Genomic DNA, 18,328 nt, shown 5'->3' with positions numbered 1-18,328 from the left:
GAGCCGCAGGGTTTCATTCAGCGAAACGGCACGATGCTCTATCCCCCTCTTGTTAGCAGTTGCTCGATCAGGTGGTCGAGCGACAGCGCTCCCGGGCCGCGCGTCAGCAGAAACACCAGCATCGAGGCCCACATCAGGTGTTCGGTCCAGGCCTGGGGGTACACGAAGATCTGGATGACGAGGATCATCCCGAGGAGCGGGAGCGTTGCCAGCCGGGTCGCTAGTCCGAGGAACAGGAACACCGGAACCGTGAGCTCGACGAAAGCGGTGAGCTGCGCCGCGAACACCGGATCCAGCAGCGGGACCTTGTACTCGTCCTGGAACAGCTTCACGGCGAATTCCCAGGAGTTTATCTTCAGGAGGCCGGACTTGAAGAACACCGCGCCGATCCCGATCCGCAGGCCGAGCTGGAGGATGGACAGCGGGAACCGCTCCAGCCAAGCGCGGGCGGAGACGAAGGGCGCCCGAACACTTGCAATGAATCCAGGATGACTCTGTGCCAGGGCAGTCATGATTGCTCTCCCTCGGATGTGCGTTTGACGGAGATGGCGAGATCGTCGGCAAGCAGCGACGTCAGGGCCCCACCGGGATCGAATGCGGGATCGCTGTCGAGCGCCTGCTCGGCGGCGCCGCCGAGCGGGAGCCCCTGCGCAATGGCGCTTCGGAAAGCGAAGGTCCCTGGGTCAAGCCGATCGATCCGAATGCTCCCGCGCGCTCCGCGGACCTGCAACCAAACCGCTGTGGGTTGCAACACGAACCGGTCTGGTGCCGCCCCGGTGAGGTGAAGCATTGCCAGGTCATCGACCGGCCACGGTGCCTCAAGGAAACGCAGGCCGCCTTGGAGGCCAAGGACGAGATCGGGAAGAACGGCCGGCTCGAAAGCGGCGAGTCCTTGCACGTGCAGCGGGGGCTCGTCGATGGCTAATGCCACTTGTCCCAGATGCCATTCGAGGCGGGCAAACCACTGCACGTACGGCATCTGCTCGGTACCGACACAGCGCGCGAGAAAGTCCGGAAAGTGTTCGGCATATTCGGCGATGCAGGGAGCCGCGGGCGGGAACCAGCGAACGAAATCCGCGGCGGCGGCGCGCGTGAACGTCTCGCCCGCCAGCCAGACCACGCCGGGGAAGCGGCGAAGGATGGCCTCCACGAGACTGGCCTCGTAGTGGCGGCGGTGGATTGCCAGGCGGGCGATCGGATCGCCCCCGCCGACCAGCAGCGGAGCGACGTCCGCGATCGCCCCGAGGACGACCGCATCGCGGATCCAGGTCTGGACGTCAGCAAGCGACGGCACGGCGGTTCTCCGGATGGCGAGCCTGGGTGGCTACGACATCGGCCTTCGCCGCCTCCGCTAGGAGGGTCGCAAATGGCGGCAGGTCATTGTCCCACTCGATCATCGTCGGCACTGGCCCGAAGCGGCGGACGGCATGGGCATACAGGTCCCAGACCGGACCGGTGATCGGAGACGCGTGGGTGTCGATCAGGAGCGTACTGCCCGGGTCGCTTTCATCCTCTTCCGGCGTGAAGCCGCCGAGGTGAAGCTCACCGACTGCATCCACCGGCAGGCCGTCGAGATAGGCGTAGGCGTCGTAGCCCATGTTGTGGGCGCTGAGATACACGTTGCTCACGTCGCACAGGAGCCGGCAGCCGGTCCGCCGCACCAGCTCCGAGAGGAACTCGACCTCGGTCATCGTCGACGTTCCGAACCCGACATAGGACGACGGGTTCTCCACGAGATAGGGTCGCCCGAGCCCCTCCTGCACCTCATCGACATGCCGGACGAGCAGCGCGAGGGTTTCCTCGTCGTAAGGCAGGGGCAGCAGGTCGTTCAGGTACTCGCCCTCGTGCGTCGACCAGGCGAGATGGCCCGAGACGAGGACCGGGTCGACACGAGCGATGAGGCCGCGCACCCGCCGGAGGTGATGGCAGTCGATCCCCTTGGCGCTGCCGATCGAGACGCCAACCGTGTGGACCGAGATCGGGTAGTGGGCCGCGACCCTGGTCAGAAGCTCGGTTGCGTGCGGGTTGGCGAGGAAGTTCTCCGGATGGGTTTCCAGCCACGCCGCCGGCGGGCGGGTGGCCACGACCTCGGCGAGATGCGGGAGCCTGAGGCCGACGCCGGCTCCGGTCGGAAGGCGGGTTCCCGTGGTCATGGCCACTCCTCCAGTTGCGTGATCAGGCCTTTGGCGTCTTGCTGGCGTTGACGATCCGGTCGCAGTAGCCGGCTGGGACATAGACCCACGCTTTCGGGTCGGCATTGACCCTTGCGGTTCCGGCGCAGGAGTTGTTGCCGGTCGAGGCGCAGTCGTTCTGGCCGGCCTTGGCGATGCCGTAGCACTTCTCGGCCTGGAAGGGGGGCGGCGGTGCAGGTTGCTGGGCGGACGCAAGGCTTGGGGCAGCGACAGCGGCGGCCAGCGCCGAGGCGATCAGGACACGGTTGCTCATGGTCAATCCTCCGTTCGAGGGCGGTCCCTCTGACCGCCTGACGGCAAGCCCATCCGGCTCACCTGAGAGTGATTTCGCCGGAGCCGCCGAAAAGGTTACATGTCGAGTCACGGGATTTTTCCGTGCGAGCGCGGCAAGCCGCTCGCAACCTCCGCCAATAGAACGGCAGTCCCATATGGTTCAGGCATGAATCGGCACGAGGAAGCGGAACTTCGGCTCTCCAGCCTGATGCGTGCAGCCCAGAATGGGGATGGCGCGGCGTATGCGCGTTTGCTGCAGGAACTCACGCCGCTGCTGCGGGCCAGGATCCAGCGGCAGCTTCGGTTCCTGAAACCGGAGGACGTGGAGGATCTCGTGCAGGACGTCCTGTTGTCTCTGCATGCCGTGCGCGCGACCTACGACCCGCAACGTCCGTTCCTGCCTTGGCTGTTCGGAATCATGCACAACCGCGTGGCCGACGGCGCCCGGCGGTACGCCCGCCGGGCGGTCCATGAGGTCGCGGTCGAGCAGGTGCCTGTAACCTTTTCCGACGAAACCGCGAATAAGGAAGAAAGCTATGGCGATCCGGGGGCGCTGGTTCAAGCGATCCGTATGCTGCCGCCCGGACAGCGCGAGGCCATCGAGATGTTGAAGTTGCGTGAGTTGAGCCTGAAGGAGGCGGCCGCCGCGAGCGGGATGAGCATCGGTGCGCTGAAGGTGGCGGTGCATCGGGGAATCAGGGCCCTGCGCCGCATACTGGCCGCGGAGTCCTGAGCATGGAGACGGATGGCCTGATCCATCAGCTCGCGGCGGACGCGACGCCGGTGCACCCGCTTGCCAGCCCGTGGAAGCGGACGGGCCTGTGGCTGGCCATGGCAATTCCGTACGATGCGTTCGTCGTCATCCTGATGTCGCCGCGCCCGGACCTCGCAATGCTGCTCGCCGATCCCCGCTTCCAGGTGGAACAGGTCGCCGCCCTTGCCACGGCGATCTTGGCGGCCGCGGCGGCGTTCGCCTGCACGGTTCCGGGACGAAGCCGCGCGATTTGCCTGCTTCCGATCGTGCCGCTCGCGATCTGGCTCGCCAGCCTCGGCTATGGCTGTCTTCAGGATTGGCGGGCGCTTGGTCCGGAGGGGCTGCGGCTGCGCATCGACTGGGATTGCCTGCCGGCCGCGTCCCTGGTCGGCATCGTGCCCGCGATTGCCATGGTGGTCATGCTCCGCCGCGGGGCGCCGCTCTTCCCCCGCGTGACGCTCGCTTTGGCGGGACTGGCGGTCGGCGCGCTCGCGCAGGCGGGGATGCAGATCTACCACGTCGGGGACATCAGCCTGATGGTGCTGGTCTGGCATCTCGGCAGCGTCGCCGCGCTGGCGGCGGTGGCCGGCTGGATCGGCCGGCGGGTCCTGCGCTGGCCCGATCCGACCGGCCTGCTGCGGCGCTCCGCGCCCCATTGATCGGAAGGCTACTGCTTGAAGCCGGGCATCCATCCTTGATTACTAAAACCGTCAATGGAGGAGTGGGATATCCACGCCTTCATCAATACACGCACACGTCTGCTGGAAGACGTCACCGCCTCGACCGTGTTGGCCAGCCTGACGGCACAGGCTTCCCAGCGAAGGCGTTGCGGTCAGACTGCCTTTGAGGCTTGCGGGTCGGCTTGGGATCCAGTGCCTGAGTCCATGCTTCCCCCGGCAGCTCGGGCGAGAGAATATCGAGCACGGGGCATTCGGGTGCGGTGCCTCCTTCGCACCGGTCGAGGGTTTGCCCGAGCAGCCGCTCAAGTTTGCTGAGATCGGCGATCTTCGCGCGGATGTCGTCCAGGTGCCTCGTGGCGATCTCGCGAACCTCGCTGCACGGCGCCCGCCCCGGGCCGCCCAGCGCCAGAAGCGCCTTGATCTCGTCCAGCGTGAACCCGAGTTCGCGGCCCCGCCGGATGAAGGCCAGCACGCGCGCATGGTACTGGTCATAGACCCGGCGGCCGCCTTCCGTGCGAGGAGGAGCGGGTAGCATCCCAATCCTTTCGTAGTATCGGATTGTCTCGATGTTGACCCCGGTGAGCCGTGACAACTCGCCAATCGGGAATGTCTCACCTCGCGAATGCGTGATCGCGTCCATCGAGCAAGCCCTTGCTCCTGTAGCCACTACAGGATGCACGCTGGCTGCATCGACGTAAAGGAGATTGTTCGATGCGTGAATTGACCCGCGCGGGGGCAGGCGACCTGGCAAGCCGACAGGAGGGCGCGGCCGCTCCGCGCGACACCCAGGGTCTGCTGGCGGCCGGAGGCCTTCTGGCCGCGGTCGGAGCCTCGTCCTGCTGCATTCTGCCCCTCGTGCTCTTCGGCCTCGGGGTGAGTGGGGCCTGGATCGGCAACCTGACCGCACTGGCGCCCTACCAGCCGGCCTTTGTGGCCGTGGCCGTGGCCTTCCTGACGTTTGGCTTCTGGCGGGTCTATCGCTACCCCAAGGCGGCCTGTGCGCCCGGAAGCTCCTGCGCCCGGCCAGGATCGAACCGTATCGCCAGGATCGGCCTCTGGGCGGCTGCCGTGCTCGTCCTCGCGGCCGTCACCTTTCCCTATACCGCCCCGCTGCTGATCAGCCTCTGAGGAGACCTGCAATGAAGACCCTGTTTCGGACCGCCCTGACCGCCTCGGCCCTGATGCTCACGGGCGCGGCCATAGGCGCGCCGCGCACGGTCACGCTCGAAGTCGAGAACGTGAGCTGTGTGACCTGCGCCCCGATCGTGAAGAGGGTGCTCTCCCGCGTTCTGGGTGTCAGCCAAGTCACGGTCGTGGAGCAAGGCGGCACTGCGACGGCAATCGTCATCTTCGACGATGAGAAGGTCACGCCCGAGGCGCTGACCCAGGCGACAACCAATGCCGGCTATCCCTCGACTGTAACGGACGCGAAGGGAGCCTCATGAACATTGAGCCCGGATCTCGTCCTTGCCTCGCCGGGACTCGCGGTTGGGCTATGCCGCCGCGGCTGATTCGCCCCCGCCGCTTGGCTGCTGCGAGCCGGGCGGAAGCACACGAAAGAAGCACACGAAAGTTGAGGCCATGAGTAACTACTGCGCCACCGGCGCGAAGCACGGCAACGACCGCTACGACCTTGTGGTCGTCGGAGCCGGGTCGGCCGGGTTCTCCGCCGCCATCACGGCCGCCGAGCAGGGCGCGCAGGTCACCCTCGTCGGCCATGGCACGATCGGCGGCACCTGCGTCAATGTCGGCTGCGTGCCCTCCAAGGCCCTGATCTGGGCGGCCGAGGCAGTGCACCACGCCAACGCGGCGTCACGCTTTGCCGGGATCGACGGAACCGCGCGGGTCGCCGACTGGCAGGCCCTGGTCGCCCAGAAGGATGACCTCGTCACGAGCCTGCGCCGAGCCAAGTACGCCGACCTCCTGCCGGCCTACAACAACGTGGCCTACCACGAGGGCCAGGCCCGGCTCGTTGACGGCGGCGTGGAGGCCGTCGGCCGGCGCCTCGTCTCGGACCGCATCATCATCGCGACCGGAACGCGGCCCGCCCTGCCGACCATCCCGGGCATCGCGGACGTGTCCCCGCTCGACAGCACAGCGGTCCTGTCCCTGACCGAGCTGCCCCGCTCGATGATCGTGGTCGGTGGCGGCTACATCGGGGCCGAGCTCGCCCAAACCTTCGCCCGCGCCGGGGTCGAGGTCACTCTCGTCTTCCGCAGCCGCCTTCTGCCTGAGGCCGAGCCCGAGATCGGCACGGCCTTGGCCGGCTACCTGGCCGACGAGGGCATCACGACCCTGGGCGGCTTGGCCTATGACTCTGTTCGCAAGACCGAGGGTGGAGTCGCGCTCACCGTTGTCAGGGACGGGTGTCCGCAGACGATCACCGCCGAGCGCATCCTGACCGCCACAGGCCGTACACCCAACACGGCGGGCCTCAGGCTGGCGGAGGCGGGTGTCGCCCAGACCCCCACGGGGGCCATCCTTGTGGACGACCGCATGCGCACCACCAAGGCAGGCGTTTACGCGGCAGGTGACGTCACGGGCAAGGACCAGTTCGTCCACATGGCCGCCTACGGCGCGAAGCTCGCGGCGAGGAATGCCCTGAACGGCGACAGTCTGCGCTATGACAACTCGGCCATGCCGGCGGTGGTCTTCACCGATCCGCAGGTCGCGAGCGTCGGCCTGACCGAGGCGCAGGCCCGTGCCGCCGGACATGACGTGCGGACCTCGGTGCTCTCGCTCGACAACGTGCCCCGGGCACTGGCTGCCCGCGACACGCGCGGCCTGATCAAGCTCGTGGCGGACCGCGCCACCCGCAAGCTGCTCGGAGCCCACATCCTGGCGCCCGAGGGCGCGGACAGCATCCAGACCGCGGCCATGGCGATCCGCGGCGGGCTCACGATCGATGATCTGGCGGAGACGATCTTCCCGTACCTGACCACCGTCGAGGGGCTCAAGCTCGCCGCCCAGGCCTTCGACAGGGCTATCGGCAAGCTGTCCTGCTGTGCCGGTTAGCGGCCAGCCGCCAGTGAGGTGACCGGGTTCGCGGGAGCCCACCCTGATGGCTGGGCCGTCCCATGCGACAACCTCGAGGGACCGCGTGCCGGCCACGGAACCTGGAGCCGCTCCAGATCCGTTGGGCTCAGGCACGATGGGAGCCATGCCATGGCCAAGAACTACGACCTGATCGTCATTGGCTCGGGAACCGCCGCGATGGTGGCGAGCCACCGGATGGGCGCCGCAGGCCGGACGGTGGCTGTTGCCGATTACCGGCCGTTCGGCGGCACCTGCGCCCTGCGCGGCTGCGACCCCAAGAAGATGCTGGTGACCGGGGCGCAGGTCATCGACGACGTGTGGCGCATGACGGGACGCGGGGTGGCGGCCGCCGACGCCCGGATCCTTTGGCGCGACCTCATCGCGTTCAAACGGACGTTCACCGGCCCGGTGCCGGAAAAGCAGGAACGACGCTATGCCGACAAGGGCATCGATGCGTACCACGCCCAAGCCCGCTTCGTCGGCCCGAACGCGGTCGAGCTCGACGGCGGGGATCGGCTCGAGGCGCGCCACATCCTGATCGCGGCCGGAGCGCGGCCGGCGCCGCTCGGCTTCACAGGTGAGGAATTCATGATCACGAACGAGGACTTCCTCGAACTGGAGGAGTTGCCGGAGCGGATCGTGATGGTCGGCGGCGGCTACATCGCCGCCGAGTTCTCGCACATCGCGGCCCGCGCCGGCGCGAAGGTCACGATCCTGCAACGGGGTGAGCGCCTGCTGGCCCATTTCGATCCCGATCTCGTCCGCTGGCTGATGGAGAAGTTCCGCGACGTCGGCATCGACGTGCGTACCTGGACCTGTGTCGAGGGCGTGGAACGGACGAACGACGGCTTCTTGGTCCGGGCCTGGGCAAACGCCAATGGGGGGCAGCCCGTAACGGTCGAGGCCGATCTGGTGGTGCATGCCGCCGGGCGCATTCCGGATCTCGATTCCCTCGACCTCCAGGCCGCCGGTGTCGAACGGGACGGGCGCGGGTACCTGAAGCTCAACGAGTTCCTCCAGAGCGCCTCCAACCCGGCCGTCTATGCCGCCGGCGATGCCGCCCGGATCGGGCCGCCGCTCACGCCGGTGTCGAGCCACGATGCCAAGGTCGTCGTGCGCAACCTCCTCGACGGCAATCGACACCGGCCCGACTACCGCGGCGTTCCGAGCGTCGCCTTTACCATCCCGCCCATCGCCGGCGTCGGCTTGAGCGAGCAGGAGGCGCGTGAGCAAGGCCGCAGGTTTCGCATGCAAAGCCAAAAGGTGCCGGACTGGTACACGGCCCGCCGTCTCGCCGAGACCGTGTACGGGTTCAAGGTCTTGGTCGAGGAGGACAGCGGCTGCATCCTCGGCGCTCATCTCGTCGGGCCGCATGCCGACGAGGTGATCAACCTGTTTGGCCTGGCCATCCGGCACGGGCTGACGGCTGATGCCCTCAAGTCAACCATGTTTGCCTATCCGACGGGAGCTTCCGACATCGGCTGCATGCTGTAGGCCAAGCGGACGGCTCCATGAGAGCCACGCGCGGAAGGGTCCTGCGCAAGGTCGGAGACACATGTCGATCAATGGGTTTGCCTCGGGCGCCTGCGGCGTCTCGGGATCTTGGCAAGTGCTGTGTAGGCTTCGGCCAGAGGGGAGCCGGGCATCGGCTCCGCTTCCAAGGTTTCGAGGGCACGGAGAAGGTGATCCGCCACATCCGGGCGATCCTCCGCGACGGCCTGCCTGAAGGCGGCGAGAATTGTTTGGCCGAGCGAACGATGGGCACCCATGATCACCTTCCTGTCTCGACGATATGCCAAGAGAGGGCCGTCGTCAGGCCCGATACCGCGCGCTACGCGAACGCGAAGGCATGGCAGCCCCGGCCGTGGCGATGCTGGACGGACGCCGAGTGACACCCGCTCTCCGACAAGATCACGGCCCAGGGCCACCCGAAGGCTGGGTGATGGGTTACACGCATTCAGGGTGGAGAAGCTCGTAGAGGCCAGCACGATGCTGGAGCACAAGCCGTTGCGGGCCTATCCCGCGTCGAAGGTGCGCACGGAGGCGCTGCTGCGCATCGCCAGCGTCTACGACCCGGTTCACTCGCCGCTCATCGCCGAGCCGGTGGCGCGCATCTCCGAGCATCGGCTCATCGCCCATTTCTACCCCGGCTTGCACTGCGCCGGGCCATCGTTCGTTCATCTCGACGACCTCGCCGAGGCCATTGCCCGGGTCGTCCGACCGACGGCGGGACCTCCCCCGGAATTGCCGCTCCTTCTCGGCGAGGCCAAGCCCGCAGCCGAACTTAGCCACTCGCAGCGAGCCACGGTTCTTGCTATACTGCCCAGCATGGCAGCGGATGGTGCCCCGCCAGACCCCATGGGGAGAACGAGGTGCAGCAGCCATCTGAGCCGATGATCGGGGTCGGCACCGTCCCCTCCTGAGGACGCGCTCGTTGCCCAGCCCCGCCAACAGGGTCCAGAGGAGGAGGTGTCCATGCCACGTACCGATTGGCGTCTGGAAGGCGAGTGGATCAAGAACTGCACCTGCGCCTATGGCTGCCCCTGCGATTTCAACGCGCCGCCGACGCGGGGCTCTTGCGACGGTCTGCTCGGGATGCGCATCACCAAGGGCCATTTCGGGGACGTCCGGCTCGACGGGTTGAGCTTCTTCGTCACCGTGCATTTCCCGGGGGCGTTGCACGAGGGCAACGGTCAGGCCCAGCCCATCATCGACGAACGTGCCACTCCCGAGCAGCGCGAGGCGCTCTTCGGCATCCTGTCGGGGCAGAACTCGGCGGAAGGCACGCTCTTCCACATCTTCAGCCTGATCGTCACGAAGATGCATGACCCGATCTTCGCGCCTATCGAGGTTCGCTTCGACCAGGAAGCGCGCGTTGCGCGGATCGTCGTTCCCGGAGTGCTCGAGACCGAGGTCGAGCCGATCAAGAACCCGGTCACCGGCGCAGACCACCGCATCCAGGTGGTGATGCCCGAAGGCTTCGAGCATCGGGTCGGCGAGATCGCCTCCTCCAATATCCGCAGCACCGGCGCGATTCGCTTCGAGACCAAGGGCGGCCACAGCACGCTCGCCCATGTGGTGCAGACCCCGGACGGCGTCGCCGCCTGACGGCCTACGGAGTGGGGGCGCCCGTGTCGGAGACATCGGTCCTTGCATCGGTGCTGCGCCGTGACCGCTTGATCGTGATCGGCGGCCTGCTTGGCGTTGTCGCGCTGTCGTGGCTCTATTTATTCCAGCGCACCGGCATGGACATGCAGGCCATGGGCGACATGGTCATGCCGATGACGCCCATGCCGTGGCCGCCGGGCTACTTTGGGCTGATCGTGGCCATGTGGGTCGTGATGATGGCGGCGATGATGCTGCCGAGCGCCGCGCCGGTCATCCTGCTCTACGCGACGATCGCGCGCCGGCGCCGGCAGCAGAGCGCGGCGGCGCCCGCCGCCGGCTTCTTCGCCCTTGGCTATGTCGCGGTGTGGGCGGTCTTCGGCCTCCTGGCGGCGACGCTGCAATGGGGGCTGGATGCGGCGCTGCTGCTGTCGCCCCTGATGGCGACGACCAGCGTCGCGGTTGCTGGCCTCGTGCTCGTTGCGGCCGGTCTCTACCAGTGGACGCCGCTCAAGCAGGCTTGCCTGCGGCAGTGCCGCTCGCCGCTTGACTTCCTCCTCGTCCACTGGCGCGCGGGCGCCCGGGGTGCCGTGGCGATGGGGGCTCGCCACGGCCTGTTCTGCCTCGGATGCTGCGGGATACTGATGCTTTTGCTCTTCGTCGGCGGCGTCATGAACCTGCTCTGGATCGCGGTGCTCACGCTCGTCGTCCTGATCGAGAAGACGGCGCCGGGAGGGCATTGGATCGGCCGGGCAGCGGGAGCCGCGCTGATGGCCTGGGGCGGCGCCACTCTGCTGTCGCTCGTCTGAACGGCCGAGCAGTCCGGCGACCATCCCCTTCAGCATGCGCCCGACGTTGTAATAGCCGTTGCGTGTGTTCTGATTGCCGTCGCAGCGGAACTGTCGCAAACCCGTTAGTAACTGAGTTCGGTCTACCCCTCTGGCAAACTCCGGAGGTGCATGATGTTCAAAGGCCGTCACTTCGATCGCTCAGTGATCCTGCTGTGCGTGCGGTGGTATCTGGCCTATAGCCTGAGCCTCCGAAACTTGGAGGAGATGATGGCCGAGCGTGGCATCTCGGTTGACCACGCGACCATTCACAGATGGATCATTCGCTACTCGCCCGAACTGCTGGATCGCTTCAATTCACGCAAGCGGACCGTCACTGGCAAGTGGCACATTGACGAAACTTACATCAAGGTCCGCGGGCACTGGATGTACTTGTATCGCGCCATTGACAGCAATGGCGACACCGTCGAGTTCTGGTTCAGTGAGCGCCGCAACCTGACTGCTGCCAAGCGGTTCCTGCGCAAGGCTCTCAAACGGCATGGCCGTCCCGAGAGGATTGTCATCGACGGCAGCCAGACGAACCGTGAGGCGATCCTGTCTTGCGGCACGACGGACCGACTTGAAGACAGAACACGGCGTGATCTGAAGCCCATTCGCATCCGCCAAAGCGCCTATCTCAATAATCGGATTGAGCAGGATCATCGGGCCATCAAGCGGCGGACCAGGCCCATGCTCGGGTTCAAATCCACGCGCACTGCCCGTGTGATCCTGGGCGGGATCGAGATGGTGCACATGATGCGCAAACAGCAGGCGAAGTATGCCCGCAATCCGCAACCGCCGCTCGCAGAGCAGTTCGAGATGCTTACCGCGTGAGTGATCACACGCAATTCCGGTCCCACTTTGCAGCCTAGCCAAATTTGCGACGGATCCGCTTCAGGTCGCGCATGCTGGCGAGAAAGGCCTCAGCCTCGATCTCGATGGCCTGGGCCAGCAGCTTGCGGGCGCCCACTCGCAGGATACCCGTCAGGGGATCGTCAACCGCATCGGGCTGACGCAGGCGTAAAACATTGGTAGGTTCTGTCATAGGCGTATCGCTCTCTCGCAGAGGTTCTGGCAGGCTCGTCACCCGCCTCGATACGCCGCCTTTCTCAATCCAGCATCACCCACTTTCCGCCATAGCTCAAAGGGTGAATGGGTTTATCTCTACCGCGCCGTCGATGCTCGCGGGCAAACAATTGGCTTTCTGCTCTCGCCCAAGCGTGATGTGGCGGCAGCCAAGCGCTTCTTCTGCAAAGCCCTGAAGCAGCCGCATACAGTCAATCCGCGTACCATCACGGTCGACAAGAACGCCGCGTACCCCTTCGCACTGAAAGCCATGAAACGGGGTGGAGAACTCTGGCGTTTCTCAAAGCTACGACAGGTGAAATTTCTCAACAACATCGTCGAGCAGGATCATCGGCGCATCAAACGATTGGTCAGGCCAGGGTTGGGCTTCAAGGGCTTTGTGTCTGCATCTCGGACCATTGCGGGCTACGAGGTCATGGCGATGATCCGCAAGGGGCACGTTGTGAGCGCACCAGCACACGACATAAGGACTCAGGGCGACTTTATTGCGGCTCTGTTCAATGCCGCTGCTTGACTTCAGGCTCCGCCCAACCGTCGCTTGACCCACCGCAGGAGTTGCAACGGAACCCGAAATGACCCCTTATGGCACTTCTCGGAAGTAGACCGAGGGTCTGCTCTCGCGAGGAACAGCGGACGTTCCCAGAGGGCAGGGGATCGTCAGTGCGTGACCCGAAGCAGTCCTTCGATTCCCTCCAGCAGTCACTTACTGTGCGACTGAGGCTGCGCGCGTGTTAGCTCTGGACATATCAGCTGCAAGCGCCGACCAGCCGCGCAAATCGCGTTGAGCGCTCCTGTAGCTCTCGACGATTTGACCGGCGAGAGGGGAAGTGGAGGCGATCTCTGTGAGAAGTTGCACTGAAGCCATTTGGGCCGCATCTATGATGGAGCGGGGGAAAGCTTCGAGGCGAACTGGATATCGGCTGAGAATCTCCGTCAGCGCCGCGGCGTTGGTCTGGTAGGCATCGGCAAGGCCCAGGGTATGTTCGGCCCTGCAGGCTTCGATCACGATGCTGCGCAGGTCCGGCGAGAGCCGGTCCCATGCCGAAAGCGAGATCAGAAGCTCGCTGGCGCCGTTCGGCTTGTTGAACCCGGGTGCGTAATAGAAAGATGCATATTTCGGCAGACCTGTCTCCAGATCCGTTGCCGGTGCCAGAAACTCTGCGGCATCAATGGAGCCCTTCTCAAGCGCCGGGAGCAGGTCGCCGGCGGAGATCGTCATCGGCACGGCACCGAGCTTAGCGTAGATTTCTGCCCCTAGGCCCTGCACGCGCAAGCGCATGCCTTTCAGATCCTCCACGCCATTCAACTTGCGCCGGAACCATCCCCCCATCGAGGGGCCTGTATTCCCCGCGAGGAAAGCCCGAACGCCGTGAGGCTTGTAGAGCTCGTCCCAAAGTGCCTGCCCATCCCGCAACTCAATCCAGGCTTGGTGCTCGATAGGCCCGAGGCCGAACGGGACGCTCGTGAAGAACCCTGCCGCCGGCATCCTGCCCTGCCAGTAGAGCGCTGCTGTGTGCCCCATTTCGACGGTGCCGTTCGAGACCGCATCGAGCACCGCAAACGGCGGCACGATCTCACCGGCCGCAAAGAGGTCGATCTGTAGCCGCCCGCCGCTCATGGCATTGATGCGCTCAACAATCCGCTTCGCGGAGATGCCGGGACCGGTGCGGCCTTTCGGCCAGGACGTGACCATTCGCCAGTGCAGAGGCTGAGCGCGAACGACGGTCGGCGCGGCGAGAGCGGCGATCCCGACGCCGAGCGCCGTGCGGCGTGAGAGCTTAGGACCAGTGGGCATGGAAGTGATGCACGGGCCCGTGCCCGCGTCCGATCTGGAGTTGGCTTGAAGCGCCGATGGCAGCGCTGATGAAGCTCTTGGCCATCGCAACCGCGTCGTCGAGCGTCAGACCTTTGGCGAGCCCGGCCGTGATAGCGGAGGATAGCGTGCAACCAGTGCCATGGGTGTTAAGCGTATTGACGCGGGGTGCCGAGAAGCGCCGCACGTCCTGAGCGTCCAGGAGGATATCGGTGCTTTCCGTTCCTGCGCCGTGCCCACCCTTCACCAGAACGGCCTTAGGGCCGAGTGCAAGGATACGCTCGGCCTGTCGGCACATTGCAGGTTCGTCGGAGGCCATTGGCTCGTCGAGAAGGGCCGCAGCCTCTGGCAGATTGGGTGTGACGATCAGCGCCTTGGGAAGTAGGACGCGGCGTAAGGCGTCGACAGCCTCCGGTGCGAGCAGACGGTCACCGCTGGCCGCCACCATTACGGGATCGAGCACGATTTGTGTCGCATGATGGCGCTCAAGGCCCTCTGCTACGGCTTCGATGATGGCGGGTCGGGACAGCATGCCGATCTTCACTGCATTGACAGAGAGATCGGAGAAGATGCTGGCGATCTGCTGCGCAACGAAAGTCGGCGGAACGTCGTAAATACCCTGAACGCCCATGGTGTTTTGCGCCGTCAGCGCCGTGATGACACTTGCACCGTAGACACCAAGAGCCGAGAAGGTCTTCAGATCCGCCTGGATTCCGGCTCCGCCGCCCGAGTCCGAACCCGCGATGGTGACTGCAATGGCTGTCATGCCGGGACACTCCGCGATGCCAGCGCTCGATCCACCATCTGCCGGAGCCGCCGGGCCTCGGCTTGTGGATCAGGAGCCATGAAGATGGCCGAGATGACGGCGATTCCGTCAGCGCCTGCGGCGATGACCGCTTCCGCATTCGAGGTGTCGATGCCCGCGATGGCGCCGACCGGACAGCGGCTCCCGCGCTTGGTCCGCGCCACGATTGCGCGCAGCCCGTCGAGCCCGATAGGCGGGGAGGGATTGTTCTTGCTCACGGTCGCGAAGACGCCGCCGATACAGCCGTAATCGACCGGCAAGTGCACCATCACGTCGGCCTGCTCCGGCGTCTTGAGCGTCAGCCCGATGATTGCGTGGGGGCCCAGCAAATTGCGCGCATCTCTAGGATGTATATCCTCCTGTCCGAGATGAACGCCATCGGCGCCTGTGGCCAGCGCGATATCGATGCGGTCGTTGACCAGGAGGGGCACGCCGGTCCCTTCAAGCGCCGCCTTCAGAGCGCGGCCCAGTTCCACAAGGCGGCGGCCCTCGGCATGCTTGTCCCTGTACTGGATGAGCGTGGCGCCACCTGCAACAGCCTGTCGCACGAGTTCAATCGGGTCCCGGCCGCCGGTCCATTCCGGGTCGATGATGCCGTAGAGCCTGAGATCGACGGGGCTCATGAAACTCTCCCACAGGTGATGAGGGCTGGCGTATCGAGGTTGAAAAGCGTGTCGAGGAAGGCGGGCTGGAACGTGCCCGGTCCATTTGCGTCACGCGCGGCGATCTCTCCCGCGACACCGGTGACGAGCAGGGCCGCGGCCGCCGCTTCGAGTGCGTTGTCGTGCAGGGCCGTGAAGGCTGCCACGAGGGCTGTTCCGGCGCATCCCATGGCGGTCACGCGGGACATCAGGGGATGACCGTTCTCGATGCGGATGAGACGTGTGCCATCTGCGATCAGATCCACAGCACCGGTGAGGGCAACGATCGTGCCGTGGGCTCTCGCGAAGGCCTGCACGGTCTCGGGCGTCGCCACGCCTCCGGCAAGAGCTACAAACTCTCCTGCATTGCAGCGCAGGACATGCGGCTTGCCCGCGAGACAGGCGCGGGCGAATTCCAGGCGGAGAGGCGAGGACTCAACAAAAACAGGATCGAGCACCCAGGGCCTAGCATAGGTGCGCGCAATAGCAATGCCTTCAGGAATGGCGGCACGCCGGTTATTGTCGAGAGTCCCAAGATTGACGAGCAGTGCAGCGGAGCGACATGTGAAGGCTGGAACTTCCTCTGGCGCGACGCTCAGAGAGGGAATGCCGCCGGCAGCGAGCAGAAGATTGGCCGTGAGGGTCTGCGCCACCGCATTCGTGATCGCATGCACACGCGCGCGCTCGCCGCGGAGGCGCTCGAGCAGAAACCCGGCCAGTGTTGGAAGATGGAACGCGTCTGGTGCAGACGCTGGTGCGCTCGTCATCTCGCAATCCCTCCGCCGGCATGATCCGGATCAGGTTCGATGGGTTGGTCTCGAAAAGACCTCTCAGCCCGGACGGGCACCCCAAGGAGATATCTGCGAGATAATCTCATCGTCCTCATTTGACAAGGATCCTCTCGCACACGCCCAATGCTGGTTGACAGCAATGTGTGTCTCGCGGAGTATTCGCGCTGTTCCGAGGGGAGCCCTGTGAGGGGCTGAGAGTCGGCTGATCCGCCGTGACCCTTGAACCTGATCCGGGTCATACCGGCGGAGGGACTGGAACTATCGAGCACGACAAGAATCCCTCAGCTCGCTTTGCCCGGATCTCCCTTTTCCAAGAGGAGAGATCCAGTGACCGTTCACGTCGACAAGCCCAAAGGCGCTCCCCAATCCGTCACCACCGGCCCGATCCAAGGATCGCGCAAGGTCTATGCCGCGCCGGAAGGCTACCCCGGGATCCGGGTTCCGTTTCGCGAGATTCGTCTCACCGAACCTAACGAAGCACCTGTGCGTGTTTACGATCCTTCTGGTCCCTATACCCAGGACGATGCGAGCATCGATCTGGACAAGGGGCTGCCGCTCGTGCGCGAGCCCTGGATTGCCGCGCGAAACTATGTGGCGGTCGAGGCGCGGCCGGTGAAGCCTGAGGACAACGGAAATGTCTCGGCCGATGCGCTTGTGGCGCCATGCCCGGCTGAGCGCGTCGTGCGTCGTGCCGCGCCTAGTCAGAGCGTAACGCAGTACGAGTTCGCCCGCGCCGGGATCATCACGGAGGAGATGATCTACGTCGCGCATCGCGAGAACCTCTGCCGCAAGGTGATGCTGGAAGAAGCGGAAGAGAAGATCGCCGATGGCGAGAGCTTCGGGGCTGCCATCACGTCCTTCATCACGCCGGAGTTCGTGCGCCAGGAAGTAGCCCGAGGGCGTGCCATCATCCCGGCCAACATCAACCACCCGGAACTTGAGCCCATGGCGATCGGGCGCAACTTCCTGGTCAAGATCAACGCCAATATCGGCAATTCCGCCGTGGTCTCGACCGCAGCTGACGAAGTGGAAAAGCTCATCTGGGCGATCCGCTGGGGTGCCGACACAGTGATGGACCTCTCCACCGGCCGCAACATCCACAACATCCGCTCCTGGATCATGCGCAACTCGCCGGTGCCCATTGGCACGGTGCCGATCTATCAGGCGTTGGAGAAGGTCGGGGGCGATCCGGTGAAACTCGATTGGGAGGTGTTCAAGGACACGCTGATCGAGCAGGCCGAGCAGGGCGTGGATTACTTCACCATTCACGCCGGGGTACGCCTGCCTTATGTGCCGCTCACCGCCAACCGCGTCACGGGCATCGTCTCCCGCGGCGGCTCGATCATGGCGCGCTGGTGTCTGGCACATCACAAAGAGAGCTTTCTCTACGAGCGCTTTGACGAGATCTGCGACATCATGCGAGCCTACGATGTCTCGTTCTCATTGGGAGATGGCCTGCGTCCCGGCTCGATCGCCGATGCGAATGATGCGGCACAGTTCGCAGAGCTGGAGACGCTGGGCGAACTCACCAAGGTCGCCTGGGACAAAGGCTGCCAAGTGATGATCGAGGGGCCCGGCCATGTGCCGATGCACAAGATCAAGGTGAACATGGACAAGCAGCTCCGTGAGTGCGGAGAAGCGCCTTTCTACACCCTCGGTCCACTTACCACGGACATCGCGCCCGGCTACGATCACATCACGTCCGGCATCGGGGCTGCGATGATTGGCTGGTTCGGTACGGCGATGCTATGCTACGTAACGCCCAAGGAGCACCTGGGGCTGCCGAACCGGGACGATGTAAAGACAGGCGTCATCACCTACAAGATCGCGGCCCATGCGGCGGACCTTGCAAAGGGGCACCCGGCAGCGCAGGTGAGGGACGATGCGCTGTCCCGAGCACGCTTCGACTTCCGCTGGGAGGATCAGTTCAATCTCTCCCTCGACCCGGATACTGCGCGCGCTTATCATGACGAGACTTTGCCGAAGGACGCGCATAAAGTGGCTCACTTTTGCTCAATGTGCGGACCGAAGTTCTGCTCCATGAAGATCACCCAGGATCTGCGGGCTGAGGTCGCGGCGATGAGTCCCGAGGCTCAAGAGCAGTTGGCCGGCATGCGCGCCAAGAGCCACGAATTTCTCGCGGGCGGAGGCGAGCTTTACGTTGACCAGCGCTAAAGTCGCGTCTGCGGTGGACACGGACACATATCTCGAAAGTCCGTGTCCATTACAGAAAGGGAGAGCACACTGCGAGTTGTTCGCCACTCTGGAGGACCTGCTCACCGCCACCAGAGCCTTCTTCGAACACTGCAATCACAGTCCGGACAG

Annotated in this window: 21 protein-coding genes, 2 pseudogenes and 2 riboswitches; of the genes and pseudogenes, 12 read left to right on the top strand and 11 right to left on the bottom strand. The window is 65.0% G+C overall.

The features are described 5' to 3' along the window. Positions 1 to 38 precede the first annotated feature (38 nt). From ACUXUR_RS23055 to ACUXUR_RS23040, 4 genes are read right to left on the bottom strand one after another with little or no spacing between them, the layout of a single operon-like run. Positions 39 to 512 carry a DoxX family protein gene (locus ACUXUR_RS23055; RefSeq protein ID WP_445504692.1) on the bottom strand — a complete coding sequence of 158 codons (474 nt, stop codon included), beginning with the start codon at positions 510 to 512 and terminating at the stop codon, positions 39 to 41. Continuing rightward, positions 509 to 1,294 carry an HvfC/BufC family peptide modification chaperone gene (locus tag ACUXUR_RS23050; protein WP_445504691.1) on the bottom strand — a complete coding sequence of 262 codons (786 nt, stop codon included), beginning with the start codon at positions 1,292 to 1,294 and terminating at the stop codon, positions 509 to 511. Before ACUXUR_RS23050 ends, ACUXUR_RS23055 begins: the two co-directional genes overlap by 4 nt. Beyond that, on the bottom strand, positions 1,278 to 2,153 hold the full coding sequence (gene bufB / locus ACUXUR_RS23045) for an MNIO family bufferin maturase (protein WP_445504690.1): 876 nt from the start codon (positions 2,151 to 2,153) through the stop codon (positions 1,278 to 1,280). The genes ACUXUR_RS23050 and bufB overlap by 17 nt, the downstream gene beginning before the upstream one ends. Positions 2,154 to 2,175: 22 nt before the next feature. Beyond that, positions 2,176 to 2,445 (bottom strand): BufA1 family periplasmic bufferin-type metallophore, encoded by a 270-nt coding sequence (locus ACUXUR_RS23040; RefSeq protein WP_445504689.1) that lies wholly within the window; start codon positions 2,443 to 2,445, stop codon positions 2,176 to 2,178. A 186-nt stretch (positions 2,446 to 2,631) separates the two neighbouring features. Between ACUXUR_RS23040 and ACUXUR_RS23035 the strand changes: the two genes are divergently transcribed. Both ACUXUR_RS23035 and ACUXUR_RS23030 read left to right on the top strand, forming a co-directional pair. After that, positions 2,632 to 3,198: a sigma-70 family RNA polymerase sigma factor gene (locus ACUXUR_RS23035; RefSeq protein WP_445504688.1), complete on the top strand. Its 567-nt coding sequence runs from the start codon at positions 2,632 to 2,634 to the stop codon at positions 3,196 to 3,198. A 2-nt stretch (positions 3,199 to 3,200) separates the two neighbouring features. Continuing rightward, on the top strand, positions 3,201 to 3,878 hold the full coding sequence (locus tag ACUXUR_RS23030; RefSeq protein ID WP_445504687.1) for an NrsF family protein: 678 nt from the start codon (positions 3,201 to 3,203) through the stop codon (positions 3,876 to 3,878). Positions 3,879 to 3,990: 112 nt separating this feature from the next. Here the strand turns inward: ACUXUR_RS23030 and ACUXUR_RS23025 are convergent, their stop codons facing one another. After that, positions 3,991 to 4,539, bottom strand: a complete 549-nt coding sequence (locus ACUXUR_RS23025; RefSeq protein WP_445504686.1) for a MerR family transcriptional regulator — start codon at positions 4,537 to 4,539, stop codon at positions 3,991 to 3,993. A 71-nt stretch (positions 4,540 to 4,610) separates the two neighbouring features. Here ACUXUR_RS23025 and ACUXUR_RS23020 point away from each other — a divergent pair, with 71 nt between their 5' ends. The 4 genes from ACUXUR_RS23020 (at position 4,611) to ACUXUR_RS23005 (ending at position 8,429) form a co-directional block, all read left to right on the top strand. Continuing rightward, on the top strand, positions 4,611 to 5,027 hold the full coding sequence (locus tag ACUXUR_RS23020) for a mercuric transporter MerT family protein (RefSeq protein WP_445504685.1): 417 nt from the start codon (positions 4,611 to 4,613) through the stop codon (positions 5,025 to 5,027). 11 nt (positions 5,028 to 5,038) lie between these two features. Further along, the gene (locus ACUXUR_RS23015; protein ID WP_445504684.1) at positions 5,039 to 5,344 is read left to right on the top strand and encodes a cation transporter; all 306 of its coding nucleotides are present in this window, start codon (positions 5,039 to 5,041) and stop codon (positions 5,342 to 5,344) included. 136 nt (positions 5,345 to 5,480) lie between these two features. Continuing rightward, positions 5,481 to 6,914 carry a mercury(II) reductase gene (gene merA / locus ACUXUR_RS23010; RefSeq protein ID WP_445504683.1) on the top strand — a complete coding sequence of 478 codons (1,434 nt, stop codon included), beginning with the start codon at positions 5,481 to 5,483 and terminating at the stop codon, positions 6,912 to 6,914. A gap of 150 nt (positions 6,915 to 7,064) precedes the next feature. After that, on the top strand, positions 7,065 to 8,429 hold the full coding sequence (locus ACUXUR_RS23005; RefSeq protein WP_445504682.1) for a dihydrolipoyl dehydrogenase family protein: 1,365 nt from the start codon (positions 7,065 to 7,067) through the stop codon (positions 8,427 to 8,429). 68 nt (positions 8,430 to 8,497) lie between these two features. On the opposite strand, the gene ACUXUR_RS23000 is transcribed toward ACUXUR_RS23005, so the two are convergent. Then, on the bottom strand, positions 8,498 to 8,704 hold the full coding sequence (locus ACUXUR_RS23000) for a hypothetical protein (RefSeq protein WP_445504681.1): 207 nt from the start codon (positions 8,702 to 8,704) through the stop codon (positions 8,498 to 8,500). Between the two features lie 220 nt (positions 8,705 to 8,924). Here ACUXUR_RS23000 and ACUXUR_RS22995 point away from each other — a divergent pair, with 220 nt between their 5' ends. The 4 genes from ACUXUR_RS22995 (at position 8,925) to ACUXUR_RS22980 (ending at position 11,701) form a co-directional block, all read left to right on the top strand. Next, positions 8,925 to 9,332, top strand: a complete 408-nt coding sequence (locus ACUXUR_RS22995) for an NAD-dependent epimerase/dehydratase family protein (protein WP_445504680.1) — start codon at positions 8,925 to 8,927, stop codon at positions 9,330 to 9,332. Positions 9,333 to 9,410: 78 nt separating this feature from the next. Further along, positions 9,411 to 10,043, top strand: coding sequence for a DUF1326 domain-containing protein (locus ACUXUR_RS22990; protein WP_445504679.1), 633 nt, complete (start codon positions 9,411 to 9,413; stop codon positions 10,041 to 10,043). Between the two features lie 23 nt (positions 10,044 to 10,066). Further along, on the top strand, positions 10,067 to 10,849 hold the full coding sequence (locus ACUXUR_RS22985) for a DUF2182 domain-containing protein (protein ID WP_445504678.1): 783 nt from the start codon (positions 10,067 to 10,069) through the stop codon (positions 10,847 to 10,849). Between the two features lie 153 nt (positions 10,850 to 11,002). Beyond that, positions 11,003 to 11,701, top strand: coding sequence for an IS6 family transposase (locus tag ACUXUR_RS22980; protein ID WP_445504727.1), 699 nt, complete (start codon positions 11,003 to 11,005; stop codon positions 11,699 to 11,701). Between the two features lie 58 nt (positions 11,702 to 11,759). Here the strand turns inward: ACUXUR_RS22980 and ACUXUR_RS22975 are convergent. Then, positions 11,760 to 11,912 (bottom strand): annotated as a pseudogene (locus tag ACUXUR_RS22975) (IS256 family transposase); the annotation flags it as partial. A 99-nt stretch (positions 11,913 to 12,011) separates the two neighbouring features. Between ACUXUR_RS22975 and ACUXUR_RS22970 the strand changes: the two are divergent. Further along, a pseudogene (locus tag ACUXUR_RS22970) lies at positions 12,012 to 12,467 on the top strand (IS6 family transposase); the annotation flags it as partial. Positions 12,468 to 12,656: 189 nt separating this feature from the next. Here the strand turns inward: ACUXUR_RS22970 and ACUXUR_RS22965 are convergent. The 4 genes from ACUXUR_RS22965 to thiM all read right to left on the bottom strand — a co-directional run bounded on the left by ACUXUR_RS22965 (position 12,657) and on the right by thiM (position 15,979). Then, positions 12,657 to 13,748, bottom strand: a complete 1,092-nt coding sequence (locus tag ACUXUR_RS22965) for a TRAP transporter substrate-binding protein (protein ID WP_445504677.1) — start codon at positions 13,746 to 13,748, stop codon at positions 12,657 to 12,659. Beyond that, positions 13,732 to 14,532 (bottom strand): bifunctional hydroxymethylpyrimidine kinase/phosphomethylpyrimidine kinase, encoded by an 801-nt coding sequence (gene thiD, locus ACUXUR_RS22960; RefSeq protein WP_445504676.1) that lies wholly within the window; start codon positions 14,530 to 14,532, stop codon positions 13,732 to 13,734. Before thiD ends, ACUXUR_RS22965 begins: the two co-directional genes overlap by 17 nt. Next, the gene (gene thiE / locus ACUXUR_RS22955) at positions 14,529 to 15,194 is read right to left on the bottom strand and encodes a thiamine phosphate synthase (RefSeq protein WP_445504675.1); all 666 of its coding nucleotides are present in this window, start codon (positions 15,192 to 15,194) and stop codon (positions 14,529 to 14,531) included. Before thiE ends, thiD begins: the two co-directional genes overlap by 4 nt. Next, complete coding sequence (thiM, locus tag ACUXUR_RS22950) at positions 15,191 to 15,979, bottom strand: hydroxyethylthiazole kinase (protein ID WP_445504674.1); 789 nt, start codon at positions 15,977 to 15,979, stop codon at positions 15,191 to 15,193. The genes thiE and thiM overlap by 4 nt, the downstream gene beginning before the upstream one ends. After that, a riboswitch (TPP riboswitch) is annotated at positions 15,970 to 16,073 on the bottom strand. It overlaps the preceding gene by 10 nt. A 92-nt stretch (positions 16,074 to 16,165) precedes the next feature. Further along, a riboswitch (TPP riboswitch) is annotated at positions 16,166 to 16,273 on the top strand. Positions 16,274 to 16,330: 57 nt separating this feature from the next. Here thiM and thiC point away from each other — a divergent pair. After that, on the top strand, positions 16,331 to 18,178 hold the full coding sequence (gene thiC, locus ACUXUR_RS22945) for a phosphomethylpyrimidine synthase ThiC (protein ID WP_445504673.1): 1,848 nt from the start codon (positions 16,331 to 16,333) through the stop codon (positions 18,176 to 18,178). The last annotated feature ends 150 nt before the right edge of the window (positions 18,179 to 18,328 follow it).

This window comes from Microvirga medicaginis (genome assembly GCF_052658925.1).
This window is presented reverse-complemented; position numbering and strand designations above follow the sequence as displayed.

Coding starts and splice junctions, on each gene's coding strand:
- ACUXUR_RS23040 (WP_445504689.1), bottom strand. CDS start 2,445: ATGAGCAACCGTGTCCTGATCGCCTCGGCGCTGGCCGCCGCTGTCGCT.
- ACUXUR_RS22990 (WP_445504679.1), top strand. CDS start 9,411: ATGCCACGTACCGATTGGCGTCTGGAAGGCGAGTGGATCAAGAACTGC.
- ACUXUR_RS23005 (WP_445504682.1), top strand. CDS start 7,065: ATGGCCAAGAACTACGACCTGATCGTCATTGGCTCGGGAACCGCCGCG.
- ACUXUR_RS23055 (WP_445504692.1), bottom strand. CDS start 512: ATGACTGCCCTGGCACAGAGTCATCCTGGATTCATTGCAAGTGTTCGG.
- ACUXUR_RS22995 (WP_445504680.1), top strand. CDS start 8,925: ATGCTGGAGCACAAGCCGTTGCGGGCCTATCCCGCGTCGAAGGTGCGC.
- thiE (WP_445504675.1), bottom strand. CDS start 15,194: ATGAGCCCCGTCGATCTCAGGCTCTACGGCATCATCGACCCGGAATGG.
- bufB (WP_445504690.1), bottom strand. CDS start 2,153: ATGACCACGGGAACCCGCCTTCCGACCGGAGCCGGCGTCGGCCTCAGG.
- thiM (WP_445504674.1), bottom strand. CDS start 15,979: ATGACGAGCGCACCAGCGTCTGCACCAGACGCGTTCCATCTTCCAACA.
- ACUXUR_RS22980 (WP_445504727.1), top strand. CDS start 11,003: ATGTTCAAAGGCCGTCACTTCGATCGCTCAGTGATCCTGCTGTGCGTG.
- merA (WP_445504683.1), top strand. CDS start 5,481: ATGAGTAACTACTGCGCCACCGGCGCGAAGCACGGCAACGACCGCTAC.
- ACUXUR_RS23015 (WP_445504684.1), top strand. CDS start 5,039: ATGAAGACCCTGTTTCGGACCGCCCTGACCGCCTCGGCCCTGATGCTC.
- ACUXUR_RS23035 (WP_445504688.1), top strand. CDS start 2,632: ATGAATCGGCACGAGGAAGCGGAACTTCGGCTCTCCAGCCTGATGCGT.
- ACUXUR_RS23025 (WP_445504686.1), bottom strand. CDS start 4,539: ATGGACGCGATCACGCATTCGCGAGGTGAGACATTCCCGATTGGCGAG.
- ACUXUR_RS22965 (WP_445504677.1), bottom strand. CDS start 13,748: ATGCCCACTGGTCCTAAGCTCTCACGCCGCACGGCGCTCGGCGTCGGG.
- ACUXUR_RS23030 (WP_445504687.1), top strand. CDS start 3,201: ATGGAGACGGATGGCCTGATCCATCAGCTCGCGGCGGACGCGACGCCG.
- ACUXUR_RS23000 (WP_445504681.1), bottom strand. CDS start 8,704: ATGGGTGCCCATCGTTCGCTCGGCCAAACAATTCTCGCCGCCTTCAGG.
- thiD (WP_445504676.1), bottom strand. CDS start 14,532: ATGACAGCCATTGCAGTCACCATCGCGGGTTCGGACTCGGGCGGCGGA.
- ACUXUR_RS23020 (WP_445504685.1), top strand. CDS start 4,611: ATGCGTGAATTGACCCGCGCGGGGGCAGGCGACCTGGCAAGCCGACAG.